At 62.6% G+C, this 11,750-nt stretch carries 11 protein-coding genes; 4 read left to right on the forward strand and 7 right to left on the reverse strand.

Translation table 11 applies throughout. The annotated features are described in order from the left end of the window. Positions 1-2,723 (reverse strand): hydantoinase/oxoprolinase family protein (locus tag B3V69_RS05745; RefSeq protein ID WP_296444628.1); only part of this gene is annotated, 2,723 nt, incomplete at its 3' end. A gap of 124 nt (positions 2,724-2,847) precedes the next feature. After that, on the reverse strand, positions 2,848-3,399 hold the full coding sequence (locus B3V69_RS05750) for a winged helix DNA-binding protein (RefSeq protein ID WP_296444631.1): 552 nt from the start codon (positions 3,397-3,399) through the stop codon (positions 2,848-2,850). 166 nt (positions 3,400-3,565) lie between these two features. Here B3V69_RS05750 and B3V69_RS05755 point away from each other — a divergent pair, with 166 nt between their 5' ends. The 4 genes from B3V69_RS05755 to crcB are packed head-to-tail and all read left to right on the forward strand — an operon-like array spanning position 3,566 to position 6,816. Beyond that, positions 3,566-4,552 carry a TRAP transporter substrate-binding protein gene (locus B3V69_RS05755; RefSeq protein WP_296444632.1) on the forward strand — a complete coding sequence of 329 codons (987 nt, stop codon included), beginning with the start codon at positions 3,566-3,568 and terminating at the stop codon, positions 4,550-4,552. Between the two features lie 25 nt (positions 4,553-4,577). Then, the gene (locus tag B3V69_RS05760) at positions 4,578-5,087 is read left to right on the forward strand and encodes a TRAP transporter small permease (RefSeq protein WP_296444647.1); all 510 of its coding nucleotides are present in this window, start codon (positions 4,578-4,580) and stop codon (positions 5,085-5,087) included. Between the two features lie 17 nt (positions 5,088-5,104). Then, positions 5,105-6,400 carry a TRAP transporter large permease gene (locus B3V69_RS05765; protein ID WP_296444634.1) on the forward strand — a complete coding sequence of 432 codons (1,296 nt, stop codon included), beginning with the start codon at positions 5,105-5,107 and terminating at the stop codon, positions 6,398-6,400. Positions 6,401-6,432: 32 nt separating this feature from the next. Further along, complete coding sequence (gene crcB, locus B3V69_RS05770) at positions 6,433-6,816, forward strand: fluoride efflux transporter CrcB (protein WP_296444636.1); 384 nt, start codon at positions 6,433-6,435, stop codon at positions 6,814-6,816. A 10-nt stretch (positions 6,817-6,826) separates the two neighbouring features. Here the strand turns inward: crcB and B3V69_RS05775 are convergent, their stop codons facing one another. The 5 genes from B3V69_RS05775 to B3V69_RS05795 all read right to left on the reverse strand — a co-directional run. Next, positions 6,827-8,335, reverse strand: coding sequence for an aldehyde dehydrogenase family protein (locus B3V69_RS05775; protein WP_296444637.1), 1,509 nt, complete (start codon positions 8,333-8,335; stop codon positions 6,827-6,829). A 441-nt stretch (positions 8,336-8,776) separates the two neighbouring features. Continuing rightward, positions 8,777-10,411, reverse strand: coding sequence for a long-chain-fatty-acid--CoA ligase (locus B3V69_RS05780; protein ID WP_296444638.1), 1,635 nt, complete (start codon positions 10,409-10,411; stop codon positions 8,777-8,779). A gap of 164 nt (positions 10,412-10,575) precedes the next feature. After that, positions 10,576-10,875 carry a hypothetical protein gene (locus tag B3V69_RS05785; protein WP_296444639.1) on the reverse strand — a complete coding sequence of 100 codons (300 nt, stop codon included), beginning with the start codon at positions 10,873-10,875 and terminating at the stop codon, positions 10,576-10,578. Next, positions 10,875-11,129 carry a MoaD/ThiS family protein gene (locus B3V69_RS05790; RefSeq protein WP_296444641.1) on the reverse strand — a complete coding sequence of 85 codons (255 nt, stop codon included), beginning with the start codon at positions 11,127-11,129 and terminating at the stop codon, positions 10,875-10,877. Before B3V69_RS05790 ends, B3V69_RS05785 begins: the two co-directional genes overlap by 1 nt. 12 nt (positions 11,130-11,141) lie before the next feature. Beyond that, the coding region (locus B3V69_RS05795; RefSeq protein ID WP_296444643.1) for an FAD-dependent oxidoreductase at positions 11,142-11,750 on the reverse strand (609 nt) is incomplete at its 5' end.

Here is an 11,750-nt window from a genome sequence, read left to right on the forward strand (position 1 = left end):
TGCTCGACCATTTTGCGCAGTTCCTGCACGCCTTTTTCGTTGGCGGCAATCTGCGCCTTGAGATCGGCCATGTTTTGCTGCGGGTTTCGACTCGGGTATTCACCGCTCTGGAGCAGCGCGATCATTTCGGCCTCGCGCAGCACGTCGCGGTCCACCAGTTTGACGTTGTTGATCTGCACGCCCTCTTCCTCGATGCGCGTGGAGAACGGCGGCATGGAGCCCGGCGTGATGCCGCCGACATCGGCATGATGGCCGCGGGAACCGACGTAAAACGTCGGCCGGTCATTCAGGTACACCGGCGTGATGACCGTGATGTCGGGCAGATGCGTGCCGCCGTGGTAGGGGTCGTTCAGCACATACACATCACCCGGCTGCATGGTGGCGGCATTCTCGCGCACCACGGTCTTGATGCTCTCGCCCATGGAGCCCAGGTGCACCGGCATATGCGGCGCGTTGGCAATCAGGTTGCCGGCGGCGTCGAACAGCGCACAGCTGAAATCGAGCCGTTCCTTGATGTTGACCGAGTAGGCCGTGTTTTGCAGCTGCAGGCCCATCTGCTCGGCAATGTTCATGAAGAGGTTGTTGAAGACCTCCAGCAGCACCGGGTCCACGGTCGTTCCTGCTGCATATTTGATAGCGCGTGGCGCCCGTCTGACGAGGGCCAGATGGTCAAACTCTGTCAAGCTTGCTTCCCAGCCGGGCTCCACGACGGTGGTCGCATTCTTCTCGGCGATGATGGCCGGTCCCGGGATGATGTCACCCGGCTGCAGGTCTTCGCGCACCACCAGCGCGGCATCCACCCATTGGCCGCTGCAGTACATGCGCACGGCCTCAATCACGGCACCACTGGCCTGCAGATCACGCGGCGCATGCAAGGTGTGGCGGGGTTCGGCGGGGGCGTCGCCCGCAATGACAGCCTCCACCGACACCGCCTCCACGATCAAGCCCTTGCCTTGCATCAAAAAAGCAAATCGCTGCTTGTAGGCCGCCTCGAAACCCGATGCGATCTGTGCCACGATGCCCTCCGGCGCGGACGCACTGCTTTGCGGATACTTGACCACCAGCGCCGCATCGCTGCCCTCGTAGCGCACATGCACGCGCCGGTGGGTGGTGACGGCGCCGACGCTGACCTGCTGGCGCGTCAACTCACCCTCGGCCACGGCGGCCAATGCATCGAGCTGGGCGGCGATCCCGGAAACAGCATCGGCCGCGAGTTTGACTTCGACCGCCTGCTCCCGAATCACGGTCTGGTCGGCCAGCCCCATGCCATAAGCGCTCAGCACGCCGGCCAGCGGGTGCACAAAGACGCGCGTCATGGCCAGCGCATCGGCCACCAGACAGGCATGCTGTCCACCGGCGCCGCCAAAGCATTGCAGGGTGTAGCGCGTCACGTCATAGCCACGGGCGACCGAAATTTTCTTGATGGCGTTGGCCATCTGCTGCACTGCGATGTTGATGAAACCTTCCGCCACTTCCTCGGCCGGGCGATGGGTTTGGCCCGCGAGTTCAGCAAATTTTTCTTGCACCACCTCCAGGCTCAGGGCCTCGTCCGCGCCGGGGCCGAACACCTTGGGAAAATAGCGCGGCTGGATCTTGCCCAGCATCACATTCGCATCGGTCACCGCCAGCGGACCACCGCGGCGGTAACTGGCCGGTCCGGGATTTGCCCCCGCACTCTGCGGGCCGACCCGAAAACGGGACCCGTCAAATGCCAGGATCGAGCCACCGCCCGCCGCCACCGTGTGAATGCTCATCATGGGCGCCCGCATGCGCACGCCGGCCACCTGGGTCTCGAACTCGCGTTCGAACTCGCCCGCGTAGTGCGACACATCGGTCGAGGTGCCGCCCATGTCAAAGCCGATGACCTTCTCGATGCCCGCAATCTCCGCCGTGCGGGCCATGCCCACAATGCCGCCCGCCGGGCCGCTCAAAATCGCGTCCTTACCCTGAAACACGTGGGCTTCGGTCAGGCCACCGGAGGACTGCATGAAGAACAGGTTCACACCCGGCATCTCGGCCGCCACCTGCTCCACATAACGCCGCAAGATGGGCGACAGATAGGCATCCACCACCGTGGTGTCGCCGCGGCTGACGAACTTCATCATCGGGCTGGTTTCATGCGAGGTGCTGATCTGGGTAAAGCCGACGTCGGTAGCGATGCGTTTGGCCGTCAGCTCGTGCGCGGTGTAGCGGTAACCATGCATGAATACAATAGAAACACTTCGTAGCCCCCGTTGGTATTGCGTCAGTAGCTCCTCTTTTAATAGCAACTCGTCGAGCGGCTGAATCACGTCGCCATGCGCGCCGACGCGCTCATGGGCCTCCACCACGGCGCTGTACAAAAGCTCGGGCAACTGGATGTGGCGGTCAAAGATGCGCGGACGGTTCTGGTAGGCGATGCGCAAGGCATCCCTGAACCCGCGGGTGGTGACCAGCAGTGTCGGCTCGCCTTTGCGCTCCAGCAGTGCGTTGGTGGCCACGGTGGTGCCCATCTTGACGCAGGCCACCTGCTCCGGCGTCACCGGCTCACCGGCTTTTAGTCCCAACAGATGCCGGATGCCGGCCACCGCGGCATCCTTGTATTGCTCCGGGTTCTCACTCAACAGCTTGTGCGTGACCAGGGTGAACGAGCCATCCCCGTTGGGGCGCCGACCCACCACGTCGGTGAACGTGCCGCCCCGGTCGATCCAGAATTGCCAACGGCGAGGATGCAATGCAGTCATGCAGATAGCTCCAATGTGCAAGGAATGCGATGCCTCAAGCCAGGGGCACCACAGAACCGGCTTTGCCGGGCTGTCGGTGTCGCCCCCTTGAGGGGGAGGCGGCGCCAGCCGCTTCGGGGGTGTTTCATAAAGACGCGGCCGAGCGGGCCGCCTGGTCATAGATGCCGGACAACAGCCGCAGCAAACGGGCCAGCTCGCCAATGTCGCGGTTCAGCGCGTCATCGGCATTCAGGGCGTTGATCAGGCAGCTTTCGCGAATTTCACGGTAACGCTCCACATACTGGCGCCCGATGTCGGTGGCGGCATAAGTCACCTCCTTGCCACTCTTGTGCGACGCGACCACACCCAGATTCTGCAATTTCTTGAGCGAATAGTTGATCAAGTGGGTGTCTTCCACGTTCATGATGAAGCAGATGTCCGCCAGCCGCTTGTTGCGGGCGCGATGCGTCACGTGGTGCAGCACCAGCACGTCGAGCGGCGTCAGGTCTTTCAGGCCGGCGGCACTCATGCAATGCGCGATCCAGCGGTGAAAGGCGTTGCCCGCCACGATCAGCCCGAACTCGAACTCACTCATCTCCGCGCTGCGGGGCGACACCAAGTGCGCGGACGACACGATGGACGGCGCTTCAGCGAGCGGCGTAGCGGCTGGTGGCTTGGGCTGAGATTTTTTGGTCATGAACCGACTCCGGTCTGGTATCTGTGTTGCATGGTGCGGATTGTAGGTATTTCAATCACAATTTATCAACAATTCGTTGACATTTAGGGAAAACACCAATGAATCGCCGGCCAATCCGTCTTACATTCAGCTACCCACTTTGCCCATCACCCCAACCGGAGTTTCTATGAAATGTCGCCTGTTCGCACTGACCACCCCCCTGGCCGCACTCGCTCTGGCATTGGCCGCCGGCACAGCCGCCGCCCAAACCAAATGGGACCTGCCCGCGGCCTACCCGGCCAGCAACTTCCACACCGAAAACATCATCCAATTCGCCAAGGACGTGGACACGGCGACCGGCGGCAAGCTCAAGATCACGGTGCACACCAATGCGTCCCTGTTCAAAGCGCCCGAGATCAAACGCGCCGTGCAAGGCGGGCAAGCCCAGATCGGTGAAATCTTGCTGGTGAATTTCGAGAACGAAAACCCCATTTTTGGCGTCGACGGCATTCCGTTTCTGGCCTCCAGTTTTGCCGACAGCAAAAAACTCTACGCGACCCAGAAGCCGGTGCTCGACAAGGTACTGGGCGCGCAAGGCATGAAACTGCTGTACGCGGTAGCTTGGCCGCCGCAGGGTCTGTATGTGAAGAAAGAGCTGACCTCGGTGGCCGACATGCGGGGCGTGAAGTGGCGCGCCTACAGCCCGGCCACCGCCAAGATGGCGGAGCTGATTGGCGCCCAACCGGTCACGATTCAAGCAGCCGAAGTGAGCCAGGCTTTTGCCACCGGCGTGGTGGACAGCATGATGAGTTCCGGCGCCACCGGTTTTGACACCAAGATTTATGAATCGGTGAAGTACTGGTACGACACCCAGGCCTGGCTGCCCAAGAACGCCGTCATCGTCAACCTCAAGGCCTTCAATGCGCTGGATGCCGCCACCCAGGCCGCGCTGACCAAAGCCGCGGCCGACGCTGAAACTCGCGGCTGGGCGTCAAGCGCCGAAAAGAACGAGTGGTACAAGGTCGAACTCACCAAGAAAGGCATGAAGATTTTGCAGCCCCCGCCCAAGCTGGCCGCCGACCTGAAACAGGTGGGCACCATCATGCTGGCCGATTGGGAGAAAAAAGCCGGTGCCGACGGCCAGGCCCTGATCAGCGCCTATCGCAAAAAGTAAGCAGCAAACAATGTCTGCCTCTTCCATTCGCAACGGCCTGGACAGGCTCTATGACGTTTCAAGCTGGGCCGCTGCGCTGATGATGGTCGGCACGCTGCTGATGGTGGTGCTGGGCATGCTGGACCGCTACGTCTCCCTTAGCTTTCGGGGCACCGACATGTATGCCGGCTACTGCATGGCAGCGGCGGGCTTTCTGGCGCTGGCGCACACGCTCAAGAAAAACGAACACATCCGGGTCACGCTGCTGCTCAATGCGGTGGCACCCAAGGCCAAGAAAGCGCTGGAGCTGTGGAGCCTGAGCGCCGCCGTGCTGCTGTCGGGTTTGTTCTGCTTTTACAGCATCAAGCTGGCCTACCAGTCCTGGGATTTCAACGATATCTCCACCGGCAACGACGCCACGCCGCTGTGGATTCCGCAAATCGGCATGGCGGCGGGCACCCTGGTTTTGCTGATTGCTTTTGTCGACGAGCTGGTGCTGGAGTTTCTCGGTCAACGCGTCACCAGCAGCAGCGACGAAGCCCTGCATAACGAATAACAAGACAAGAGATTTTCATGAGTGAACTCGGAATTACCGCGCTGCTGATCGCCTCGCTGTTCCTGATCCTGGGTAGCGGTGTCTGGATTGGACTCACGCTCACCGGCGTCGCCTGGATCGCCATGGAGCTGTTCTCCAGCCACCCGGCCGGCGACGCCATGGCGGTCACGATCTGGGGTTCGTCTTCCAGCTGGACGCTGACCGCCCTGCCGCTGTTCATCTGGATGGGCGAGATCCTGTTTCGCACCCGCCTAAGCGAGAGCATGTTCAAAGGCCTGGCGCCCTGGGTCAACTGGCTGCCCGGGCGCCTGCTGCACACCAACGTGATTGGCTGCGCCATTTTTGCCGCCGTCTCGGGCTCCAGCGCGGCCACCTGCGCCACCATCGGCAAGATGACGCTACCCGAGCTGACCAAGCGTGGTTATCCGCAAGACCAGATCATCGGATCGCTGGCCGGGGCCGGCACGCTGGGCCTCTTGATCCCGCCCTCGATCATCATGATTGTGTACGGTGTCAGCGCCGAGGTATCGATCTCGCAGCTGTTTGTGGCCGGTGTGCTGCCGGGCCTGCTGCTGGCGTCGCTGTTCAGCGGCTATATCGTCATCTGGTCACTGCTTAATCCGGGCAAAATCCCGCCCCGCACCGAGCAGTTCACGCTCAGCCAAAAACTCTACGAATCGCGCCACCTGATCCCGGTGATGGGCCTGATCGGCGCGGTGCTGGGCAGCATCTACGCCGGCCTCGCCACGGCCACCGAGGCGGCCGCCGTGGGCGTGATCGGCTCGTTTGTGATGTCCACCCTGCAAGGTTCACTGAATTGGGTCACGTTCAAGGAGTCCCTGATGGGCGCCACGCGGCTGTACTGCATGATCGCGCTGATTCTGGCCGGGGCCTCGTTCCTGACGCTCAGCATGGGCTACATCGGCCTGCCGCGCCACCTGGCTGAATATGTGTCGTCGCTGGGCCTGAGCCCCTTTCTGCTGGTGCTGGCACTGACCGTGTTCTATGTCATCCTGGGCTGCTTTCTGGATGGCATCTCGATGGTGGTGCTGACCATGGGCGTGCTCCTGCCCACGGTGCAGGCCGCGCACATTGACCTCATCTGGTTTGGCATCTTTGTCGTGGTGGTGGTCGAGATGGCACAAATCACGCCGCCCGTGGGCTTCAACCTGTTTGTGCTGCAAGGCATGACCAGAAAAGAAATCACCTACATCGCCCGCGTCACCCTGCCGTTTTTCTTTTTGATGTGCGGCATGGTGCTGGCGCTCTGGTTCTTTCCGCAGATCGCCACCTGGCTGCCGGGCAAGATGTAGCGGGCAGCGCTCGCCTTTATGATGGCGGTACCATGATTTCAGTACTTGCAATTTGTATCGGCGCCTGCATCGGCGCACTCGCCCGCTGGGGCTTAGGGCTGTGGCTTAACCCGGGCGCGGTCATCCCCCTGGGCACTCTTGCAGCCAACCTCATTGGCGGCTACCTGGTCGGCGTCTGCGTGGCCACCTTTCAGGCCCTGCCCAATCTCGACCCGGTCTGGCGCCTGGCGCTGGTAACGGGTTTTCTGGGCGCCCTCACCACGTTTTCGAGCTTCTCGGCGGAAGTGGTCGGCATGCTGGGGCAACAGCGCTACACCATGGCGTTTGGCACCGCCGCACTGCACCTGTTCGGCTCGCTGCTGCTGACGATGGCGGGCATCCGTTCTGCTATGTTTTTTATAGCTGCTCGCGCATGATTGACGAGGGCTAGACCTCGAATTTTATCCCTTGAGCGAGCGGCAGCGTGCGGCCGTAGTTGATGGTGTTGGTGGCACGGCGCATGTAGGCTTTCCAGGCGTCGGAGCCTGATTCACGGCCGCCACCGGTTTCCTTCTCGCCGCCAAACGCACCACCGATCTCGGCCCCACTGGTGCCGATGTTGACGTTGGCGATGCCGCAGTCCGAGCCGCGTGCCGACGTGAACAGCTCGGCTTCACGCAAGTCCTGCGTGAAGACGGCAGACGACAAACCGTGGGCGACCGCGTTGTTGAGCGCAATCGCCTTCTCGAAGCTGTCATAAGGCACCACGTACAAAATCGGCGCAAAGGTCTCCCGCAGCATCGGCCCGCTCTGCGTTGCCAGCTCGACGATGGCCGGACGCACGTAGAACGCGGACATCTCACCCACCGCCTCGCGGCCGCCAAAGTGAACCTGAGCACCGCCCTCCTTCGCCTGCGCCAGCGCCTGCTGCATGGCGTCAAACGCGCGCTGGTCGATCAAAGGCCCGACCAGCGTGCCGGTGGCCAGCGGATCGCCCACCGACAGGCGTTCGAACACGCGCGCCAGCGAGGCCAGCAGGCTGGCATAGATCGAGCGATGCACGATCAGCCGGCGCAAACTGGTGCAGCGCTGGCCGGCCGTGCCCGCCGCCGAAAACACCGCGCCGCGAACCACCAGCTCCAGATTGGCCGAAGGGCAGACGATGGCCGCGTTATTGCCACCGAGCTCCAGCAAGGAACGCTTGAATAGCGAAGCACAGGCCACGCCCACGGCCCGGCCCATGCCGGTGGAGCCGGTCGCGCTGACCAGCCTGACATCGGGGTGCGACACCAGGGCTTCGCCGACCAGCCGGTCGCCGATCAAGAGCTCACTCAAGCCCGCCACGTCCAGCCCCTGCGTCTGGGCCGTCTGCAAGAGCAACCCGTTCAAGGCGAGCGCCGACAAGGGCGTCTTCTCGGACGGCTTCCACATCAGCGTGTTGCCGCACACCAGGGCCAAGGCGGCGTTCCAGGCAAACACGGCCATGGGAAAGTTGAAGGCAGAAATGATCCCGACCACGCCCAGCGGATGCCAGGTCTCCAGCAACTTGTGGTCCGGGCGCTCGCTGGCGATGCTCAGACCGTAGAGCTGGCGCGACAGGCCGACGGCGAATTCGCAAATATCCACCACCTCCTGAACCTCACCCAGACCTTCCTGCACGATCTTGCCGGTCTCCAGCGTGATCAGGCGCCCCAGCGGCTCCTTGTGGCGGCGCACCGCCTCGCCCAACGCGCGCACCAGCTCACCGCGCTTGGGGGCCGGCACGTCACGCCAGCTCAAATAACGGGTGTGGGCACGCGCGATGGCGGCGCTGGCCTGCGCCGCCGTGCTGACGGCGACGCGCGCCAGCAGGCTGCCGTCGATCGGCGTGTGGACCGCCAGCCCGGTGGGGCTGTCGCTCGGCAGCACCAGGCCAAGCGCCTTGAAAATGGTTTGGACGTCCGTGGTGTAGCTCATGGTCTGCTTTCTATCGTTCAATGCCCCGGTGGCATCATCGCCGGCATCGTGGCCCTAAATCATCGCGAAGCCGCCTGATGTGACCATGGCGCGTGCCAACTGGCCGTGCAAATCAGAGGCCACCACGCCCAAACGGATGCCTGCATCGGTGAGCAGTTTGTGCCGCCTGTTCCTCGTTTTATCGCCGCTTCTGCTCACACGAATGAAAATGCCGTTTATCAAGAAAATGCAACTACATCCTTGACTTGTCGGGAAGTCCCTGTAGAAAGTTAGTGGCATGAGCCACTAAAACAATGGGCGCGCCCAGCGCGGTTGTTTGTCAATGGCGCACGAAAATGCTACATTATTTATAGCTACATACGCTTTATGGACGGGGGCTGGAGGCCTATTTTATTCATAACCCCGACGCCACCACCACCGCCCACCCAGCACCAGCAGGCGTCAGCTGAACACGCCCCCGTACTGCTTGCGAAGATCCGCTTTCTGCACCTTGCCGGTTCCCCCCACCGGCAGGGCGTCCAGGAAAATGACATCGTCCGGCACCCACCATTTGGCGACGCGCTCGGTGAGAAACGCCAGGATTTCCTCACGCTCCACGGTTTGCCCCGGCTTGCGCACAATGAACAGCAGGGGACGCTCATCCCACTTCGGGTGCTTGACGCCGATGACCGCCGCCATGGCCACCGCCGGGTGACCGACGGCGACGTTTTCCAGGTCGATTGAGCTGATCCATTCGCCGCCGGTCTTGATGACGTCCTTGGCACGGTCCCGGATCTGCATGACACCCGAGGCATCGATGGTGGCAATGTCACCGGTCGGGAACCAGCCATCCACCAGGGGTGAAGTCTCGCCCTTGTAGTAGCCCGTCAGTATCCATTGCCCGCGCACCATCAACTCGCCCTGCGACACGCCGTCGCGCGGCAAGGTGGTGCCGTTTTCATCCATCACCTTGATCTCCACGCCAAAAACCGACTTGCCCTGTTTCGCGATGACCGCATGCTGCTCAGCCGGCGTCAAATTCATGTGCTTCGTCGCCAGGCAGCCGATGGTGGCGGTCGCTGTGGTTTCCGTCATGCCCCAGCCATGGCGAACCTCGACGTCATATTCGTCGGCAAACTTGGCGATCAAGGCGGCGGGCATGGCCGAGCCACCCACGCCGGTACGCCGCATGGTCGAAAAGCGCAGGCCGTGTTGCTCCACGTGATGCAGCAATGCCAGCCAGATGGTGGGCACGCCCGCACTGACGGTCACTTTCTCCGTCTCTATCAGTTCATACAGGCTGGCGCCGTCCAGGCGCGGTCCGGGCAACACCAGCTTGGCGCCGCCCATGGGGGCCGCGTAGGGAATGCACCAGGCATTGATGTGGAACATGGGGACCACGGGCAGCACCGTGTCTTTGGGCGACAACGAGATCGAGCCCGGCATGCAGCCTGCCATGGCGCTGAGCACGATGGCCCGGTGCGAATACAGCACCCCCTTGGGGTTGCCGGTGGTGCCCGAGGTGTAGCACAGGGCGGCGCCGGTGCGCTCGTCGAACTGGGGCCAGTTAAATTGTTCGCTCTGCGGCGCAATCAGGTCCTCGTAGCACAGGACGTTGTCCACGCCCTGCGTAGCAGAAATCACAGCGGGCATGTTCGCCGCGTCGCTCATGCAAACCCAAGCCTTGACCTTGGGGCAGTGTGGGGCCACGCCCTTGACCAGCGCGGCAAAGGTGCTGTCGAACAGTATCACGCTGTCTTCGGCGTGGTTGATGATGTAGATCAGTTGCTGTGGGTGCAACCGCGGGTTGCAGGTGTGCATGACCATGCCGCTACCCGACACCGCGTAGTAGGCCTCCAGATGGCGATGGTTGTTCCAGGCGATGGAGCCGACGGCGCTGCCCGCCTCCAGGCCCAGGTGTTTGAGCGCGTTGGCGAGCTTGCGCGCGCGTGCGGCGCACTGGGCATAGGTGTAGCGAAACAGCGGGCCATGCGTCTCGCGCGAGACGACTTCGACGTCGCCGAACTGGGCGGCACCATGTTCGATGACATCAGAGATCAAAAGAGGGCGGTCCATCATGAGGCCGGGTTGAAGCATTGCGAGGGTCTCCAGGTTAAGTATTCAGTCGGCGCGCAGTGTAGGCCATAACATTGGCGGGGTGAAGCAAATGCGAGTCAGCCGCCGCGCCGGGCCGCCCCAAGCAAGGTGCGACCCCCTCGGGGGGCAGCGCAGTACACGCAGTGGCAAGCGTGGGGGCCATATCAGCCACCACCGCGCTGCATGTATAAATCAAAGCGTTTCATGAACGCGTGGCGCTGGGCCTCATCCAGCCCGGCAAAGCGAAAGCGCACCAGCAGGCGGGGCATGCGCATCAGCGCGATCACACGCGGCTCACCGGTGCGCCAGGTCAAACCGAGTGCGCCGTCGCCAATTCGCACACCGGCAGCGTTTTCCTGCAACTTCCAGAAATGATCACCAATCGCGTCGGGCAGCCACCTCAGCCAGTCGGCCTCGGTGCAGCCCATCTCACGCTCGAAGCGCTCCTCGTAGAAGGACTGCATCAGCCCCCTGCAATCGGGGGCCAGATGGCCAGCACATCACCTGCCAGCAAAGTCTGGCTCAGGCGTTTCTCCGGCTCAATATATTTGCCGTTGATCAGCACCAGATGCACCAGCTTGGGCGGCAGGCCGTAGGGCTCGATGATCTGGCTGATGGTGGCGTCCGGCGCAACGTCAAGCTCCAGCACGTTGGTGTAGCGCGCTTGCATCGGCAGGTAATCCGTGAGCGAGGCAAACAGCTTGAAGGTGATCTTCATGGTCCGAAAATTCTATCGCCTCCGTGCGTCCTGCGCGCCTGACCAGCCGCTCTGCGCCTGGGCACTGGCCAGGTAGGCCTCCATCAGCTTGGTGGGGTCGTTCTTGAGGGTTTCTTTCCAGTCACCGAGCCGCACCTGGCCTTCCACCAGCCCGCGCATCACGCCCACGTGCTCGGTCCAGCCCACGCTGTTGCAGCCCACCAGCACGTCGTCCTTGAACTGCAGGCTGAGGTGGCGGCCCGCCACCGGGTCGGTCAGCTCCACATGCTCGCCACCGGGCACGCCCTGCCAGTCGCCAAAGCTGGTGGAAATCAGCCCCAGCGTATCCAGCACGTTGATTTGCGTCACGCCTTTGAGCTCGACGGCGGGCGCGCTGCCACGGCCAAAGGCCACCATGTTCATCGCGGCCACGCGCGCCTGCTCGGCGGCATTGGGCTGGATGGCACTGACGATGGTCTTGCCGCTGACCTTGTCAAAGGCTTCGCAGCAATCGCCCGCAGCGTAGATGCCGGGCACGTTGGTTTGCAAATGCTCATCGGTGAGCACGCCCAGCAGGCAGGTGATGCCGGATTTTTCCAGAAAGCCGATGGCGGGCCGGACGCCGGCGGCGCTGATGACCAG

The organism is Rhodoferax sp. UBA5149, from assembly GCF_002413825.1.
Classification (GTDB): Bacteria; Pseudomonadota; Gammaproteobacteria; order Burkholderiales; family Burkholderiaceae_C; genus Rhodoferax.